This is a genomic window from Leisingera aquaemixtae (genome assembly GCF_019801145.1).
GTDB classification, from domain to species: Bacteria; Pseudomonadota; Alphaproteobacteria; order Rhodobacterales; family Rhodobacteraceae; genus Leisingera; species Leisingera aquaemixtae_A.
In genome coordinates this window covers 157,799-173,764 of sequence record NZ_JAHVJQ010000003.1, presented here as the reverse complement: position 1 = coordinate 173,764, position 15,966 = coordinate 157,799, and the positions used below count along the sequence as shown (strand labels likewise).

At 65.0% G+C, this 15,966-nt stretch carries 14 protein-coding genes; 3 read left to right on the top strand and 11 right to left on the bottom strand.

Going from position 1 to position 15,966, the window contains the following annotated elements; genetic code table 11:
- Window positions 1–3 precede the first annotated feature (3 nt).
- Together KUW17_RS08205 and KUW17_RS08200 are read right to left on the bottom strand one after the other, a co-directional pair.
- Entirely contained in the window at window positions 4–1,194 is a 1,191-nt protein-coding gene (locus KUW17_RS08205) for a biopolymer transporter ExbB (protein ID WP_222477882.1), read from the bottom strand.
- A 78-nt stretch (window positions 1,195–1,272) separates the two neighbouring features.
- Window positions 1,273–1,803, bottom strand: a complete 531-nt coding sequence (locus tag KUW17_RS08200) for a gamma-glutamylcyclotransferase (protein WP_222477880.1) — start codon at window positions 1,801–1,803, stop codon at window positions 1,273–1,275.
- Between the two features lie 67 nt (window positions 1,804–1,870).
- On the opposite strand from KUW17_RS08200, the gene KUW17_RS08195 reads away from it, so the two are divergent.
- Window positions 1,871–2,869, top strand: coding sequence for a DUF2125 domain-containing protein (locus tag KUW17_RS08195; protein WP_222477878.1), 999 nt, complete (start codon window positions 1,871–1,873; stop codon window positions 2,867–2,869).
- An 82-nt stretch (window positions 2,870–2,951) separates the two neighbouring features.
- Here KUW17_RS08195 and KUW17_RS08190 read toward each other — a convergent pair whose 3' ends face one another.
- From KUW17_RS08190 to KUW17_RS08170, 5 genes are all read right to left on the bottom strand, one after another.
- Window positions 2,952–3,770, bottom strand: a complete 819-nt coding sequence (locus tag KUW17_RS08190; RefSeq protein WP_222477876.1) for an extensin family protein — start codon at window positions 3,768–3,770, stop codon at window positions 2,952–2,954.
- The gene (locus KUW17_RS08185; protein WP_222477874.1) at window positions 3,767–4,687 is read right to left on the bottom strand and encodes a prephenate/arogenate dehydrogenase family protein; all 921 of its coding nucleotides are present in this window, start codon (window positions 4,685–4,687) and stop codon (window positions 3,767–3,769) included. The genes KUW17_RS08190 and KUW17_RS08185 overlap by 4 nt, the downstream gene beginning before the upstream one ends.
- Window positions 4,684–5,769, bottom strand: coding sequence for a histidinol-phosphate transaminase (hisC, locus tag KUW17_RS08180; protein WP_222477872.1), 1,086 nt, complete (start codon window positions 5,767–5,769; stop codon window positions 4,684–4,686). The genes KUW17_RS08185 and hisC overlap by 4 nt, the downstream gene beginning before the upstream one ends.
- A gap of 123 nt (window positions 5,770–5,892) precedes the next feature.
- Window positions 5,893–7,539: a peptidoglycan-binding protein gene (locus tag KUW17_RS08175; protein ID WP_222477870.1), complete on the bottom strand. Its 1,647-nt coding sequence runs from the start codon at window positions 7,537–7,539 to the stop codon at window positions 5,893–5,895.
- 170 nt (window positions 7,540–7,709) lie between these two features.
- Window positions 7,710–9,134, bottom strand: a complete 1,425-nt coding sequence (locus KUW17_RS08170) for an aminotransferase class V-fold PLP-dependent enzyme (protein WP_222477868.1) — start codon at window positions 9,132–9,134, stop codon at window positions 7,710–7,712.
- 104 nt (window positions 9,135–9,238) lie between these two features.
- On the opposite strand from KUW17_RS08170, the gene KUW17_RS08165 reads away from it, so the two are divergent.
- Entirely contained in the window at window positions 9,239–9,700 is a 462-nt protein-coding gene (locus tag KUW17_RS08165; RefSeq protein ID WP_222477866.1) for an Lrp/AsnC family transcriptional regulator, read from the top strand.
- Between the two features lie 43 nt (window positions 9,701–9,743).
- Here the strand turns inward: KUW17_RS08165 and KUW17_RS08160 are convergent, their stop codons facing one another.
- The 4 genes from KUW17_RS08160 to KUW17_RS08145 all read right to left on the bottom strand — a co-directional run bounded on the left by KUW17_RS08160 (window position 9,744) and on the right by KUW17_RS08145 (window position 13,497).
- Window positions 9,744–10,316, bottom strand: coding sequence for a PA14 domain-containing protein (locus KUW17_RS08160; RefSeq protein ID WP_222477864.1), 573 nt, complete (start codon window positions 10,314–10,316; stop codon window positions 9,744–9,746).
- A 164-nt stretch (window positions 10,317–10,480) separates the two neighbouring features.
- Window positions 10,481–11,101 carry a 30S ribosomal protein S4 gene (rpsD, locus tag KUW17_RS08155; RefSeq protein WP_222477862.1) on the bottom strand — a complete coding sequence of 207 codons (621 nt, stop codon included), beginning with the start codon at window positions 11,099–11,101 and terminating at the stop codon, window positions 10,481–10,483.
- Window positions 11,102–11,319: 218 nt separating this feature from the next.
- Entirely contained in the window at window positions 11,320–12,381 is a 1,062-nt protein-coding gene (locus KUW17_RS08150) for a Hint domain-containing protein (protein WP_222477860.1), read from the bottom strand.
- 198 nt (window positions 12,382–12,579) lie between these two features.
- Window positions 12,580–13,497 (bottom strand): LysR substrate-binding domain-containing protein, encoded by a 918-nt coding sequence (locus KUW17_RS08145; RefSeq protein ID WP_222477858.1) that lies wholly within the window; start codon window positions 13,495–13,497, stop codon window positions 12,580–12,582.
- A 208-nt stretch (window positions 13,498–13,705) separates the two neighbouring features.
- On the opposite strand from KUW17_RS08145, the gene katG reads away from it, so the two are divergent.
- A complete protein-coding gene (gene katG, locus KUW17_RS08140) occupies window positions 13,706–15,907 on the top strand; it encodes a catalase/peroxidase HPI (RefSeq protein ID WP_222477857.1) in 2,202 nt (733 codons plus the stop codon).
- The last annotated feature ends 59 nt before the right edge of the window (window positions 15,908–15,966 follow it).

Below are 15,966 nucleotides of genomic sequence, written 5' to 3'. Positions count from 1 at the left end.
CGGTTATTCCCCCGCGTCCCGGCCCGGCAGACCGCCGCGCGAGAGGCCGCGCGGGCGCGCGAAGGCCTTGATCATCAGATCGATGTCCTTGCGCAGCTCTGCCAGGCTTTCCTGGCGGCCCGCTGAAATTTCCTCGAGAATGCGCAGCATCTGAACGTCGATGGAGCGCAGCCGCATCCGGCTTTCGGCGTCTATGCCGCCGTGCTCGCCCTGGGCGCGCAGGATCTCGGTCAGCGCCTCCTGCCCCACTGCAACCCGGTCCAGCGCTGCAGTGATGGTGCCGGTCTGCTCCTGGCGGCGGTTCATCTCCTGAATGGTTTCGACCAGGTCCGAAAGCCGCTGATCCACCGCCGCGCGGCCTTCGGCAGTTTCTGCGAACATCTCCTGCAGCATCTCCATCTGCTCGGCCATGGTGTCAAGCACTTGGGAAACCACGCCGCTGTCGCCGGCGCCGTCCTCGCCCGAAGAGAAGCTGACCCGGGTGATGGTGGACAGCCATTCCTCCAGCTCGCGGTAGAAGCGGTTCTGGCCGTGGCCCGCAAACAGCTCCAGCAGGCCGACGATCAGCGATCCTGCAAGGCCCAGCAGCGACGAGGCAAAAGCGACGCCCATGCCGCCCAGCTGCGCCTCCAGCCCGGTCATCAGGCGGTTAAAGACAGAAAGCCCCTCCTCCCCCTCCTGCGGTGCCAGGCTGCGTATGGTGTCGACAACGGCGGGAACGGTGGTGGCCAGCCCGTAGAAAGTGCCAAGAAGGCCGAGGAAGATCAGCAGATTGACGATGTAGCGGGTGATCTCGCGGTCTTCGTCGATGCGGCTGGCGACAGAGTCCAGGATGGAGCGGGTCGAGGCCGACCCCAGCTGCATCCGGGCGCTGCGCGAGCCCAGGAGCGAGGCCAGCGGCGCCAGCATTGACGGCGGGCGGCGGTGGTCCTGATTGTCGCCGGCGGCGAAGCGTTCGATCCAGCGCACCGAGCCGATCAGCTGCACCACCTGCCAGAAACAGGCCAGCACCCCGATCACGAAGACAAAGACGATGAACCCGTTTAGCCAAGGGTTGGCCTGAAACACCGGCAGCACCCGCGGCAGCGCCACAAAGGCGCCGAACCCCGATAGCCCCAGCGCGATCAGCATCATGATGATCTGCCGCACCGGCTGGGAGAACTGCGGCCGGGTCTTGCGGTCTGGCTGCGCCATTTCTTGTGGCTCCTGACACTTTTGACTGCTCGTATTGCGTTCGCAGCCTATAAGCAAAGTGTCAAAAGCGCCAAGGCTTTATGCGGTGATTTCCCGCACCCGGCCCGCCAGCCAGTCCAGATCGCTGTCGTGCAGACCGATCTCGGCCAGATGCTCGGCGGTGTTGTAGAGGTATTCTGTATTGGGGCCGCGGCCGCCCACCGCATGGGCGATGATCTGGGCCTGCTCCTCGAGGCTGAGGCCGCCGCAATACTGCACGTGGTGCGGGTCGATCACATAGGTGACCGCCGTCACCATTGAACCGTCGCCCAGCTCCACCTCCAGATCGCGCTCCAGATAGGCGGACGAAATGAGCTCGCGCTCGCGCAGGTCTGCCAGGGTCTGCTCCTCGTGCCCCCCCTCAACCGCCAGGGCGATGCCCTTGCAATGGGCGCCCTCGACAGCGTCCAGCGCCAGCACCAGGCCGGGCTTTTCCTCGCTGCCGCGGTGGTGGATCGAGGACATGCAGAAGGAGCGCGCATAGCCGTGCAGCACTGCCACCTCGCGCCGGGCCACCGGGAAGCCGGGGTTCCAAAGCAGTGATCCGTATCCGAATACCCACATGGTCATGTCTTCTGGTCCTTTCTGCTCTCCCCCTATAAACAGCAATCCTGATCCGGACAAAAGAGGCTATCCTATGCGCCTGGCAAAACTGATGATTGCCGCCTTGCTGGTGTGGAGCCTCTACTGGGCGGCGGCGGCCTGGGGGTTGAAGAACGGCATCACGGCCTGGTTCGATGTGCAGGAAAACCGGGGCTGGCAGGCCGAGTACGCGGCGCTGGAAACGCAAGGCTACCCGTTCCGGCACCAGACCCGGATCAGCCGTCCGGCTCTGGCGGATCCCCGCACCGGTGCTGCCTGGCGGGCGGACTGGCTGGAGCTGGACAGTCCCGCCGCCTGGCCCGGCCGGCTGGAGCTGCACTTTCCCGCCACGGCGCAGCGGCTCTCGTATTTCGACCAGACCGTGGTGATTGCCGCGGACGGGCTGCAGGCCAGCCTGCACCTGAAGCCGGGCGTGGCGCTGGAGCTGGAGCAAATGGCCGCCGTGGCGGACAGCTGGCAGATTGCCCGCGGCGGCGAAACGGTGCTGAGCGGCGCCGCGCTGGACCTGCGTATGGCGCAGACGGACCGACCCGAGGCCTATCTGATCACTGCAGACGCCAGGGAATTCGCGCCGCGCGCCGCCTGGCGGCGGCTGCTGGCAGCCAGCGCGCCGCTGCCGGAGCGGTTCGACACGCTGGCGCTGCAGATGACGGTTGCCTTTGACACGCCCTGGGACCGGACCGCGCTGGAGCAGAGACGGCCGCAGCCGCGGCGGATCGATCTGAAGCTGGCCGATGCCCGCTGGGGCGATCTGCGCCTCAAGGCCACCGGCGCGCTGACGGTCGATGAACAGGGGCTGCCGGAGGGCGAGATTGCGCTGCAGGCGGAGAACTGGCGCGGGCTGGTGCTGATGGCCGAACGCAGCGGTGCCCTTGCCCCGGCGCTGCGCGGCACGGTGGAGCGGGTGCTGGGGCTGCTGGCCGAAGCCAGCGGCAACCCGCGCAATCTGGATATCACGCTGGGATTTTCGGATGGGTATGTCTCGCTTGGCCCGCTGCCCCTGGGCCACGCGCCGCGGCTGATCATCCGCTAAAGTGTTTTCCACAGGACGCCCTTCGCGCTCCGGGATACTTGAGGCCAGATGAACAGGGGGATCTGGATTGCCCTCTGCACCGTCAGCGGCAATAGGTGCCGCCGCGGTGGCGCGCCACGTCCAGGTGGATATGGTCCTTGTGATAGCGGTCGGCCTCCGGGCCCAGAACGGTGCCGAAGGGGCCGCAGGCAGCGCGCCAGATCTTTTTCAGCTTCTTGCGGGTCTTGCGGTTCTGCCAGCCGTGCAGGACGGACACGGTCTCGCCGCTGGCCAGGGTGAAGCCGGAAATGTCGATCGCCCGCGCCTTGCCGTGCTCAGATATCTTGGCGCCAGGGCGGTTGTTGCGGGTGCGGCAGGCGTAGTGGGCAGCGACGCGCAAGCCGACCACCTTGTTGCGGCGGCCAAAGGCGGTTTCGACCTCGCGGTTGATCCAAGTTTTCAGCGCCCGGGCGGTGTTGCAGGTCATCAAAGAGGACTGGCTGAGGCGGACGCCGGCAATCTCGCGCACCCGCACCGCGTCCTTGGCGCCGCAGCCGGGCAGCGTGCCGGAGACGTGGCCGACGCTGTCGCCCTGGATTTCAATGTCGCCGCAGACCGAGCCTTCACGCAGCTTGCGGCGCTTGAACAGAACCTGCTCTGCCAGGCTGTCGGGCCGGGCCGAAGGCATCAGCGAGGCACCGGGGGCCAGCAGCGGCAGATTTGCGGGGCGGGCTGCCGCCGCCAGGCGCTGCTCAGATTGCGGGCGGGACACCGGGCGCATACCAGGCACGGGCGCCAAGCCGGTCTCAAGCCCGGTCTCTGCCGCTGGGCGCACGGGAGGCTCCAGCGAGGCATCCGGCGTTGCGGCCAGGGCCGCACCGCTGATCACCGCCGCCAGCAGCAGGGCGCCCGGGCGGATCATTTCTTCTGCCCCCGGCCGAAGTCCGGCGCGTCAGTGTCCTGGCCTGCTTCGATAATGCCGCGGCGGATGGCGCGGGTACGGGTGAAATAGTCGTGCAGGTGCTGCCCGTCGCCGGTGCGGATCGCGCGCTGCAGGGCAAACAGTTCTTCGGTGAAACGGCCAAGAATTTCCAGCGTGGCGTCCTTGTTGGTCAGGAACACGTCGCGCCACATGGTCGGATCGGAGGCCGCGATGCGGGTGAAATCGCGGAAACCCGCGGCGGAATACTTGATCACCTCGCTGTCAGTGACCCGGCGCAGATCGTCGGCGACCCCCACCATCGTGTAGGCAATCAGGTGCGGCGTGTGCGAGGTGACGGCCAGCACCAGGTCGTGGTGGTCGGCGTCCATCACATCGACATGCGCGCCCATGCCCTCCCACAGCTTGCGCAGGCGGTCTACGGCTTCAGGATCGGTGCCCTCGACCGGCACCAGCAGCGACCAGCGGTTGTCGAACAGTTCGGCAAAACCGGATTCGGGGCCGGAATGCTCGGTGCCTGCCAGCGGGTGGGCGGGCACGAAATGCACGCCCTCGGGGATATGCGGCTGCACCGCCTCGATCACATGGCGTTTGACCGAGCCGACGTCGGACACGGTGGCACCGGGCTTCAGCACCGGCGCGATGTCTTCCATCACCGGCCCCATGGCGCCGACCGGCACGCAGAGCACCACCAGATCGGCGTCCTGCACCGCCTCCTGCGCGCTGTCGCAGACGCGGTCGCAGAGGCCGATGCGGCGGGCGGTTTCGCGGGTCTCAAGGCTGCGGGCATAGCCGGTGACCTCGCCTGCAAGGCCTGCGCGTTTCATCGCCCAGAACATCGAGGATGCAATCAGGCCAAGGCCGATCAGCGCGACGCGGCCATAAACATGTTCGCTCATGCCTGCCCCTCTTTGAATGCTTTCACCCCTTGCGCGATCCGGCGGCAGGAGTCCTCGTCGCCGATGGTGATGCGCAGCGCGGTTGGCAGGTTGTAGCCCGCCACCCGGCGCACGATCAGGCCTTGCGCCTGCAGGTACAGATCACAGGCTTCTGCTTCAGCCTGGCTGGAAAAGCGGGCCAGGATGAAGTTGGTGCTGGAAACATCCGAGGGAACGCCAAGTTCGGCCAGCGCATTGGCCAGCCAGGCGCGCCATTTGGCGTTCTCGGTTCGGCAGTGGTCCACGTAATCCGTGTCGCGCACCGACGCCTCGGCCCCGGCCAGCGCGGTGCTGGAGACGTTGAACGGGCCGCGCACCCGGTTCAGCACGTCAATGATCTCCCTGGGGCCGTAGCCCCAGCCGATCCGGGCGCCGCCCAGGCCGTAGATCTTGGAGAATGTGCGGGTCATGAAGACGTTGCTGCGGGTGCCGATCAGCGCGGCGCCGGCGTCAAAGCCTTCGACATATTCGGCATAGGCACCGTCCAGCACCAGCAGCGCGCCGTCGGGCAGGCCATCTGCCAGCCGAGCCACCTCGGCCTCGCTGATCATGGTGCCGGTGGGGTTGTTGGGGTTGGCGATGAACACCAGCCTGGTCCTGGCGGTGCAGCCCGCCAGCAGCGCGTCCACGTCGGTGACGCGCTCGCGCTCCTTCACCTCCACCGGGGTGGCCCCGGCGGCCAGGGCGCTGATGCGGTACATGGCAAAGCCGTGTTCGGTATAGAGCACCTCATCCCCCGGCCCGGCATAGGCCTGGCACAGGAAGGCGATGATCTCGTCGCTGCCGGCGCCGCAGATGATCTGCTCCGGCTCCAGCCCGTGAACCTCGCCGATCGCCTGCCGCAGCGCCGCGTGGTCCGAGCTAGGATAGCGGTGCATATTGGCCGCCGCGTCCTGCATCGCCTGGACGGCACGCGGGCTGGGGCCAAAGGGGTTCTCGTTCGAGGAGAGCTTCACAACATTGCTCACCCCTTTCACATGGGCAGCCCCGCCCTGATAGAGGGCGATGTCCATGATACCGGGCTGCGGTGTGAGTTGGGTCATAATACGGGCTCCTTAATTCCAACCCGTCATAACGGCCCAATCGCTGGCGGGGAAGCACCAAGATGACGCTTCCCCAGTGCTGCCGCCCCCCAGCGGCAGCCTGCCGCAGCAAGCGTGCCCGCGTTAATGCGCGGCCGCGCCCTTGGGCATCTTGCGCTTGGCCTCGGCCATGATGATCTTCTGGATCTGCTTGCGCAGCTCCATATCCTTGCGCATCGCCTCATTGGCCTGTTTCTGCATGGTCGAAGCCGACTGCGAGCCGTCGGCGCCGGCCAGGGCCTCGCCCGCGTATTTGCTGAGCGTCTTGCCGGAGATCTGCTTGGCGATCTCGCCGTAGATGGCGTCGCCGTGCAGCTTGATGAAGTCCTCGGTGGCCTTGGTGCCGTATTTGGCGATCAGGTCCTTCTTGACCGCACCCTCCATTGCGGCGGGCGCCAGTTTGGTCTTGAGGAACTTCTCGGCGCCCGAAGTGAAACCGGACGAGAATTTGTCCAGCGCCTTGCCGGCGCCTGCGGACATGATGCCCGCGGTCAGGATTTTGGCGATGCTTTCCTTGATCTCCTTGGTGTTGGGCGGACGGCCCTTTTCGATTAAGGGCTTGGCCAAGCCGATGGTTTCCTTCAAAGCCTCTGTCACCATGGCTTCGCCGGCCTTGGATTTCAGGAACTTCTCGAAGAACAGCTTGACCGCCTTCTTGGGCATCTCGCGCGACAGCTTGGAGGCGGCGGCCTTGGCCAGGTCGTCGGCAAGCCCTGCTGACAGCTTGGAAGTCAGCTTGCCGCCGGCAGCACCCGCAAGCCCCGCGATGAAGCTGTCGATGAAAACCTTCTTGGCAGCGCCGTCCCAGGTCACGTTGTTGCCCGCCAGATGCTCGCCCAGCTGGCCGGCGCTGGATTTCAGCGCCTCGGTGCTGGCGGCGGCGATGGCGTGGGCCTTGGCCGGTGACATTCCCTTGGTCGCCACCAGGCGCGCGGTCATGTAGGTCTCGACCACGGCAAAGGAGACCTCGCGCACCACCTCCAGCTTCCAGACGATGGCGCCTGCGGTGCTGATGCGCTGGTCGATGAATTTCTTGAACGCCTTGCCGCCCTTGTTATAGGCCTTGGTCGCCTTGACGTCCTGCTTGTAAACCTTTTTCCAGTCCGGTTTTTTCTTGCTGACCAGTGTCTTGAGCAAGCTCGACTCGGAGCGCGCGTTCAGGATCGGCGTCCAGGGCGGATCGGTCTTGTCGTTGACCATGCTGACAGCAAATTCGGTCAGCGCATTCAGGAAGGTCTCGTTGCCCTGGCGGGTGTTCTCCACCTCGTTGCAAAAGTCGACCCAGGATTCCGCCTGGCCGTACATCATGTTGGCCTTGGCCAGCAGCTTGCGGCGCAGCTCCTCCTGCCCGGCTTCAAACTCCGCCACGGTGATCATCTTGGTCTTGCCGTTCTCGACAACCTCGACCCGTTCGATCTTGGTGTCCGCCGCATATTGGGCGGCCAGTTTGGGCAGGCCCGCGTTCCAGGTCCGCATCCCAGGATCGACAATGCCGTCAGGCTTCTTGAAGCCCAGTTTCTTTTTCTGGAAATCCCGGATGGTCTTGATCAGCCCAGCATCGCATTTGGTGCTTATCTCGACGGAATAGCCGTTCGCCTTGAGCATCAGGCGGACCAGCTCGACATCTGCCGGGGCGTTCTTGACCGGTTTGAATTTGCTTTCGCCAGTCTTGGGGTCCGGTTTGGTGATACGTTTCTTGTCACCAACGGGTGCGGAAAGCTTGAGAGCCATGACTTTGCTCCAACCAATTAACTACTGGTTCCAGCCTGCCATGTGCGAGCGGTTCCGTCGCGGGGGATTTGGAATAGACATTCCCCCTTTAAATGCAGGGGGCGGCTGCCTACATAACACAAGCATGCAAGGTGCTCTCCCGCTGCGGGAAAGCACCCGGCGCGATTGTCCTAGGCGGCCTGTGCCTTGAACCGCGCAGTCTGCGGGTCGGCGTCGTATCGGGCTGCAATCTCCCCCGCCTTGATCGTCAGCTCATTCACGCAATCGATGATGTACTGGGCTGTCTCCTCCTCCATCAGGTAAGAGAAGTTGAGCCGCACCCAGCCGGGTTTCTTCATCTCTTCACCGGCCTGCAGGTCGGCGAACAGGGTTTCCGACTCCGGCTGATTGATGCCCAGCAGACGGTGCGCGTAAGGGCCTGCACAGGCGCAGCCGCCGCGGGCCTGGATGCCGTAGACGTCGCTCAGCATACGGGTGAACAGCTGCTGATGAACCGGCTTGCCTGCCGCGTCTGTCACCAGGAAGGAGAAGATCGGCAGCCGGTGCGCGTCGCGGTGGCCGAGGATGCGCAGCCGCGGGTTGGCGGACCAGCCCTGCCAGGCCATTTGCGCGAATTTGGCTTCGCGGGCCTCGATCTTCTCCTGGCCCACGGCCTCCTTGACCAGAAATGCCAGCGCTGCGCGGATGTCGCCGATCACGTTGGGGGTTCCGGCCTCCTCGCGGGTGGCCAGGTCCTGGCTGTATTCGTGCCGCCAGGGCGAGACGAAGCTGACGGTGCCGCCGCCGGGCCAGGACGGGCAGCGGCGGCGCACAGCAGCCTGGTTGACGATCAGCACGCCGGAGGCGCCGGGGCCGCCCGGGAACTTATGCGGCGAGACCACGACGGCATCTTTGCGCGCGGCGCCGCCCTGCCCCATGTCGATGGGCAGGTAGGGGCCGCCGCCGGCATAGTCCCAGACCGCCAGCGCGCCATGCGCATGCAGCAGGCGGCTGATGGCGTCGGGACCGGTCACGATACCGGTCACATTGGACGCTGCTGAGAAGCTGCCGATCTTCAGGTCGCTGTCCGCGTGCTGTTTCAGCGCCAGCTCCAGCACTGCCAGGTCCGGCCCGCCCTCTGCTGCTTCGGGGATTTCCACCACCTCCGCCTTGCTCTCGCGCCAAGGCAGGATGTTGGAGTGATGCTCGTAAGGGCCGATGAAGACGACCGGACGTGCGGCCTCGTTCACGCCGAACAGGCTGACCAGGCGGTTAAGCCCCGCGGTGGCGCCTGAACCCGTGAAGATCACCGCGTCCTCTGCGGTGGCGCCGGTGATGCGGGCAATCTCAGCGCGCGCCTCGCGGCGCAGGCGGGTCATCTGGGTGCCGCAATAGGACGCCTCGGTATGGGAGTTGGCGTAGAAGGGCAGCACCTGGCCCGCCACGAAGTCCTCCACCTGGCGCAGCGCCCGGCCGGAGGCGACGTAGTCGGCATAGACCAGCGGCACCTCGCCATCGAGGCCGGGGATCATCACCCCGTCGCCGATCACGCTGCGGCCAAGGGATCCGTCCTGTGCGGCTTGCCGGATTGTCTGTTTGAATGCTGCCAGGGTCATGTCGCGCCTCCGAATTCTGTGGAAGCATGATGAACGGTTCTTGGCGCGGAAACTTAATCAATTACTGAGTGGATTGCTGAATTTTTGTGTCATATGATCGCCCAATGAGCAAGAATGCAGACAAGATTGACCGCGCCATTCTGCGCGCCCTGCAACGGGACGCCAGCCTGTCGCAGCGGGAGCTGGCGGACCAAGTGGGACTGTCGCAGAACGCCTGCTGGCGGCGGCTGAAAGCGCTGAATGAAAGCGGGCTGCTGAAGGGCTCCACCGCGCGGCTGGACCGCAAGCAGCTGGGGCTGGATCTGGTGGTGTTCGTGCTGTTGCGCACCCGGCATCATTCCGCGGACTGGCTGCAGAAATTCCGCCGCCATGTGCTGACAATTCCAGAGGTGGTGGATTTCCACCGCATCGGCGGCGATTACGACTATCAGCTGAAAGTGGTGACCGAGGACATGGCCAGCTATGACAAGGTCTATCAGCGGCTGATTTCAGGCGTGGAACTGGACAGCGTGACCTCCTATTTCGCGATGGAGGCCATCGCGGAGGGCCGGCCGCTGCCCTTGTGAGGATGCTGGCAGGGGTTAGCCCCCTGCCCCGCGGCCAAGGCTGTCAGTGCCCGAAGGCGCTGTTTTTCATCCACTTCGGGCGCTTGCCGTCCGGCCCCATGCGCATGTGCAGGCAGGCGGTGCCAAGGCGCTGGAAGTAGAGAATGTCGACGGGATACCAGCCGGCCGAGGGCACCTCGACCTGGGTGAGGATGGTGCTGTCGCAGGACTGGCGGCCGTCGAATTCGCCAACCACCTGGCCGCCGATTTTGGCCAGCAGCCCGTCATTGGTCAGGAAGTCGATGTTGTGGACGCCCGGCGTGTCCAGTTTCACATAGCCGGTGATGCGTGCGGCCACATGCATCGGCCGCTTGGAGGTCAGCGTATTCTGCCCTTCTTCGGTGTCGCGGTTGTCCAACCCGGCAATCGGGCGGCCCCGCTCGCTGCTGATCTTCAGCGCGGAGGAGGCTTCGGCCAATGACTTCACATCCTGGGGGTAGGCGTAGACCACCGCGAGGCCGGGCTTGACGCCGGAGGGCTGCGGATTCGCAGGTGTGAGTTTCAGCGGTGCGGCGCCAGCCGCCGCCGCGAGGACCGTGAGCGCGGCCACGGCAGTTGCTTTCATCAAGAACTTCATTGGTCACTCCCTGTCGTTTTAGAGACAGGATAGACCCAATACCTCCGCCGGACCACCGCTTTTGGAACTGCCCGGCCAATGCGGTTCCGGCTAGGCAGGCCGGCAACGAAAAAGGGCTGCCCGCGAGGACAGCCCTTCCGCCAGATGCCCCAGGGGCAGCAGGCTTAGTTCTTGGCGTAGAATTCGACGACCAGGTTCGGTTCCATCACAACCGGGTACGGCACGTCGCCCAGAGCGGGGGTGCGCACGAAGGTTGCGGTCATCTTGGAGTGGTCGGCTTCGATGTAATCCGGCACATCGCGCTCAGCCAGCTGGACGGCTTCCAGAAGCGCGACCATCTGCTTGGATTTGTCGCGGACCTCGATCACGTCGCCTTCTTTGACGCGGTAGGAGGGGATGTTCACGCGCTTGCCGTTGACCAGGACGTGGCCGTGGTTGACGAACTGACGGGCTGCAAAGACGGTGGCCACGAACTTGGCGCGGTAAACGACCGCGTCCAGGCGGCGCTCCAGCAGGCCGATCAGGTTTTCACCGGTGTCGCCGGTCACACGCACGGCTTCGCCGTAGATGCGGCGGAACTGCTTTTCGGTCAGGTCGCCGTAGTAGCCCTTGAGCTTCTGCTTGGCGCGCAGCTGGATGCCGAAGTCGGACAGTTTGCCCTTGCGGCGCTGGCCGTGCTGGCCCGGGCCGTAGTCGCGGCGGTTGACCGGGGACTTCGGGCGGCCCCAGATGTTTTCGCCCATGCGGCGGTCGATTTTGTACTTGGCAGACGTGCGTTTGGTCACGGCTGATCTCCTTCGTATATGGTTTCGAAGGGCGTTGTCCTCTTGAGGTTTCCCCCATGACAGGCATCCCCTTGCGGGGGCCACCAACACCAATGAAGCCGCGCTTATATAGGGGGATGGGGCAGAGTCAACACGGTGAATGCCTGTTCGGCAGGAAATCTGCAGCAATCCCCGGCCATGGGCGCCAAATAGCACCCGACCCCCGCCGGGAAAAGACGTCAGGCTGCCTCGTGACCGAGAATCGCGGCCTCGGACGTGTTCAGGTTGCGGCGGGCATAGGGGCCATAGGACAGCGGGTCGCGCTCCAGCCCCGGCTCAAGCTGGAACAGACGCGCCCTGTCCGCATCGCTGAGCGCGGTGAGCGATGCGTTCGACGGGTGGAAGCTTTCGGTTTCCACCCCGTTGGCCCAGAGCACCTGATGATTGGCCAGCATCAGGTGGATATAGGTAACTTCGCGCACAGAGGTATCGGGCAGGATGGTGCGGCCATTGACCAGGTCGCTGGCTGCGACCAGAACCTCCGGCGTGTTGAACAGCTCCCGCACCCGCGCGCCGCGCAGCAGCATCCGGTGATCAGGGGAGACCAGCAGCTCCTGTTCCGGGCGGTCGATGCCCAGGGCGCCGGCATGGATACGGATCGGACGCAGCCGCGGCATCACGTAAAGCCGCGCGCCGCTGATCCGGCGAGAGCCGATCCAAAGGATCTCCCGGGCGCCGTTGTCGCGGGTCTGAACCCTTTCGCCTTCGCGCAGCTGCTCCACCGGTTTCGGGCCGCTCGGGGTGGCGATCAGGGTTCCGGGTGTAAAGCAGATCACCCCGCTGTCCCCCTGGGGCTGGCCGGACCGGTCCGCGCCAAGGGCATGGCTTACCACCCACAGGTCGGTGCCGCGCGGCGGCAGCTCATCCAAGAACATCAGGAGGGGGCATTGGCCCCGCCCGGTCTCGATCAGGGTGATTGTGAAACTTTGAACGCCATTGGTCACCACAAAGCTGCGGTCCATCAGCGGCTCGTCCACGTGAACCGCATGCACATCGGTGCGGTTCTGGACGGCTGCCCCGACCAGCCTGCGCACCGAGCGCGCGGCCCTGCGCCGCAAGTCTTCTGCACCGCCTGCCAAATCCTGACGCAACAGCCCAGCCGGGCCATCCACCCGCACAGCATCGCCATGCCAGCACCACGACGCCCCCACATCCAAAGCGTTTACCGGCGCGGCAGGAAGGCCGTCGATTTCGGTCTGCGACCAGGAAACAACAAACGTGCCACGGAAGCCCGTTTTCATCTGCCTGTATGCCTGTTTCAATCTTATTATTTACGGAACGCTAACAAATTAGCCCCGATCCGGAAACAACAGCCCGGCCAAACAACAGTGAGCGTGCCCAATGCGCACCAATCTCCGCATGATTGTGCCGACCAAAGGGTGCTCAATTCAGCACCGCAATTGCAGGCGCCGCCAGTGCCGCCTTTGCGCAACGGCCCTTCAGCCCATCGGGCGGTAGCTGGAGCGCAACCCGTCCGCCGCCTGCCGCACCACTTCAGCCACCTGGATCAGCTGCCGCGCCAGCGGGTTGCTGCGGCGCCAGATCATGCCGATGGTGCGCGCAGGCTGCGGGTCGCGGAAGCGGGCCACCGACACCTCCGCCGAGCGGGTCTCCACCGGCACCGCCATTTCGGGGATCAGCGTCACCCCGATCCCGGCGCTGACCATCTGAACCAGGGTGGACAAGGAACTGCCATCCAAAAGCTCGCGCGGGGCAGCGGACTGCATCTTGCAGAACGACAGCGCCTGATCGCGGAAGCAGTGCCCCTCTTCCAGCAGAAGAAGCCGCATCTGGCGCAGCCCTTCGGGGCCTGGAACGGGTGTTCCGCCGTCTTCGCCGGGGCGCACCAGAACAAAGTTCTCGGAAAACAGCGCGACCTCCTCAAACGAAGGCTCGGAGACCGGCAGCGCCACGATTGCGGTATCTAGACGCCCCTCCCCCAGTTCCTCCAGCAGCTTTGGTGTGACGGTCTCTCGCACGCGGATGTCAGCGTCAGGGTACTGGCGGGTCAGGTTGCCCACGATGGAGGGCAGCAGATAGGGCGCGATGGTGGGAATCACCCCGATGCGCAGCCGCCCGGCGAGCCCGTCGCGCGAGGCCCGCGCCAGCTCTCCCAGCTCATCCACCGAGCGTAGGATGCCGCGCACCCGCGCCGCCAGATCCTCGCCCAGGCTGGTAAGCCGCACCTGGCGGGCGCCGCGTTCCACCAGCTGCACCCCCAGAGCCTCCTCCAACTCCTTGATCTGAACAGACAAAGCCGGCTGCGAAACGGCGCAGGCGTCGGCCGCGCGGCCAAAATGGCGATGCTGGGCCAGCGCCTCGAAGTAGCGCATCTGGCGGATGGTCACGTTTATCATAGGATTTCATTATCACTGCGATGAATAAATGCAACTTATCCCAATGATTTTTCCCTGCTAGCCTCATCTGCAGGAAGACAGGGAGACCCGGCACAGGCGGCCACCGCCCCGCTTGCATTTTCAAGCGGCGCGCGGGCTGCTGGAGCGGTTCCGGGACGCTTCCGCCGCGACGCAGTTCAACCATTTGAAGCCACGATCGGAGAACGTAATGGACGGAAATACCCCCGCAGGAAAATGCCCGGTGATGCACGGCGCAGCGCTGAACACCGATGCCGGCGGCACTTCGAACCAGGATTGGTGGCCGAACCAGCTGAACCTGAAAATCCTGCACCAGCATTCCCCCAAGTCGAACCCGATGGGGGCCGGCTTCAACTACCGGGAGGAGTTCAAGAAGCTCGACCTGGAGGCGGTGAAGAAGGACCTGTTTGCGCTGATGACCGACAGCCAGGACTGGTGGCCCGCGGATTATGGCCATTACGGCGGCCTGTTCATCCGCATGGCCTGGCACAGCGCGGGCACCTACCGCACCGCGGACGGACGCGGCGGCGGCGGCACCGGCAACCAGCGGTTTGCGCCGGTGAACTCCTGGCCGGATAACGGCAACCTGGACAAGGCGCGCCGCCTGCTGTGGCCCATCAAGCAGAAATACGGCAACAAGATCTCCTGGGCGGACCTGATGATCCTGGCAGGCAACTGCGCCATTGAATCGATGGGCGGGCCGGTGTTCGGCTTTGGCGGCGGCCGCGAGGACGTCTGGGCGCCAGAGGAAGACATCTACTGGGGCACTGAGACCGAGTGGCTGGGCGACAAACGCTATTCCGGCGACCGCGACTTGGAGAACCCGCTGGCCGCGGTGCAGATGGGCCTGATCTATGTGAACCCGGAAGGGCCGAACGGCAATCCGGACCCTGTGGCCTCTGGCTATGACGTGCGCGACACCTTTGCGCGGATGGGCATGAACGACGAGGAAACCGTAGCGCTGGTGGCAGGCGGCCATACCTTTGGCAAGGCGCATGGCGCGGGCGACCCTGAGCTTGTGGGCGCAGAGCCGGAAGCCGGCGCGATGGAGCAGATGGGCTTTGGCTGGGCCAATGCGCATGGCTCTGGCAAGGGCGGCGACACCACTACCTCGGGCATCGAAGGTGCGTGGAAGCCGAACCCGACCACCTGGGACATGGGCTATTTCGACGTGCTGTTCGGCTATGAGTGGAAGCTGGTCAAGAGCCCGGCAGGCGCCAACCAGTGGCAGGCGCAGGACGTGAAGCCGGAGCATATGGTTGTGGACGCCCATGATCCGAGCAAGAAACACGCCCCGATGATGACCACCGCGGACATGTCGCTGCGGATGGACCCGGAGTACGAGAAGATCTCGCGCGATTTCCATGCCAACCCGGAGAAATTCGCAAATGCATTTGCCCGTGCCTGGTTCAAGCTGTGCCACCGCGACATGGGGCCGAAATCGCGCTACCTGGGGGCGGACGTGCCTACCGAGGACCTGATCTGGCAGGACCCCGTGCCCGCCGTCGATCATGCGCTGGCGGATGCTGGCGATGTGGCAGACCTAAAGTCGAAAATCCTGGCCACCGGGCTTTCGGTTCCGGAGCTGGTCTCCACCGCCTGGGCCTCGGCCTCAACGTTCCGCGGCTCCGACATGCGCGGCGGCGCCAATGGTGGCCGTATCCGGCTGGCGCCGCAAAAGGATTGGGAGGTAAACGAGCCTGCGCAGCTGGCCAAGGTGCTGAAGGCGCTGGAGCAAGTACAGAGCGATTTCAACGCCAATGCGTCCGGCGGCAAGAAGATCTCGATGGCTGACCTGATCGTGCTGGCGGGCTGCGCCGGTGTTGAGAAAGCTGCCAAGGCGGCAGGCCACCCCGTCGATGTGCCCTTCACCCCAGGCCGCACCGATGCCTCGCAGGAGCAGACCGATGTCGAGGGCTTTGCGGTGCTGGAGCCGGAGGCCGATGGCTTCCGCAACTACCAGAAGGCGGACTATGCCGTGCCGGCCGAGAAGATGCTGGTGGACCGGGCACAGCTGCTGACACTTGGCGCGCCGGAGATGACCGCGCTCATTGGCGGGCTGCGGGTGCTGGGCGCCAATCACGGCGGCTCCAAGCACGGGGTCTTCACCGACCGGGTTGGCGTGCTGAGCACAGACTTCTTCACCGGTATCACCGACATGGGGGTGGAGTGGAAACCGGCCGGCGACGGCACCTATGAGGGCCGCGACCGGGCCAGCGGCGCGGTCAAATGGACCGGCACCCGCACGGATCTGGTGTTTGGCTCCAACTCGCAACTGCGGGCGCTGGCGGAGGTCTATGCCCAGGATGATGGCGCCGCTGCCTTTGTCCGCGACTTTGTTGCGGCCTGGGTCAAGGTGATGAACGCCGACCGGTTCGATTTGGCGGCATAAACCGCCACAAGCAAGACATAGAGGCGCCCCGGATATCCGGGGCGCTTTTTTGTGCGCGG

Excerpts from the sequence above, each read along its gene's own strand:
- KUW17_RS08160 (WP_222477864.1), bottom strand. The coding sequence starts at position 10,316 with ATGAAGTTCTTGATGAAAGCAACTGCCGTGGCCGCGCTCACGGTCCTC.
- KUW17_RS08205 (WP_222477882.1), bottom strand. The coding sequence starts at position 1,194 with ATGGCGCAGCCAGACCGCAAGACCCGGCCGCAGTTCTCCCAGCCGGTG.
- KUW17_RS08145 (WP_222477858.1), bottom strand. The coding sequence starts at position 13,497 with ATGATAAACGTGACCATCCGCCAGATGCGCTACTTCGAGGCGCTGGCC.
- KUW17_RS08185 (WP_222477874.1), bottom strand. The coding sequence starts at position 4,687 with ATGAGCGAACATGTTTATGGCCGCGTCGCGCTGATCGGCCTTGGCCTG.
- KUW17_RS08150 (WP_222477860.1), bottom strand. The coding sequence starts at position 12,381 with ATGAAAACGGGCTTCCGTGGCACGTTTGTTGTTTCCTGGTCGCAGACC.
- hisC (WP_222477872.1), bottom strand. The coding sequence starts at position 5,769 with ATGACCCAACTCACACCGCAGCCCGGTATCATGGACATCGCCCTCTAT.
- KUW17_RS08200 (WP_222477880.1), bottom strand. The coding sequence starts at position 1,803 with ATGACCATGTGGGTATTCGGATACGGATCACTGCTTTGGAACCCCGGC.
- KUW17_RS08195 (WP_222477878.1), top strand. The coding sequence starts at position 1,871 with ATGCGCCTGGCAAAACTGATGATTGCCGCCTTGCTGGTGTGGAGCCTC.
- KUW17_RS08190 (WP_222477876.1), bottom strand. The coding sequence starts at position 3,770 with ATGATCCGCCCGGGCGCCCTGCTGCTGGCGGCGGTGATCAGCGGTGCG.
- KUW17_RS08175 (WP_222477870.1), bottom strand. The coding sequence starts at position 7,539 with ATGGCTCTCAAGCTTTCCGCACCCGTTGGTGACAAGAAACGTATCACC.
- KUW17_RS08165 (WP_222477866.1), top strand. The coding sequence starts at position 9,239 with ATGAGCAAGAATGCAGACAAGATTGACCGCGCCATTCTGCGCGCCCTG.
- KUW17_RS08170 (WP_222477868.1), bottom strand. The coding sequence starts at position 9,134 with ATGACCCTGGCAGCATTCAAACAGACAATCCGGCAAGCCGCACAGGAC.
- katG (WP_222477857.1), top strand. The coding sequence starts at position 13,706 with ATGGACGGAAATACCCCCGCAGGAAAATGCCCGGTGATGCACGGCGCA.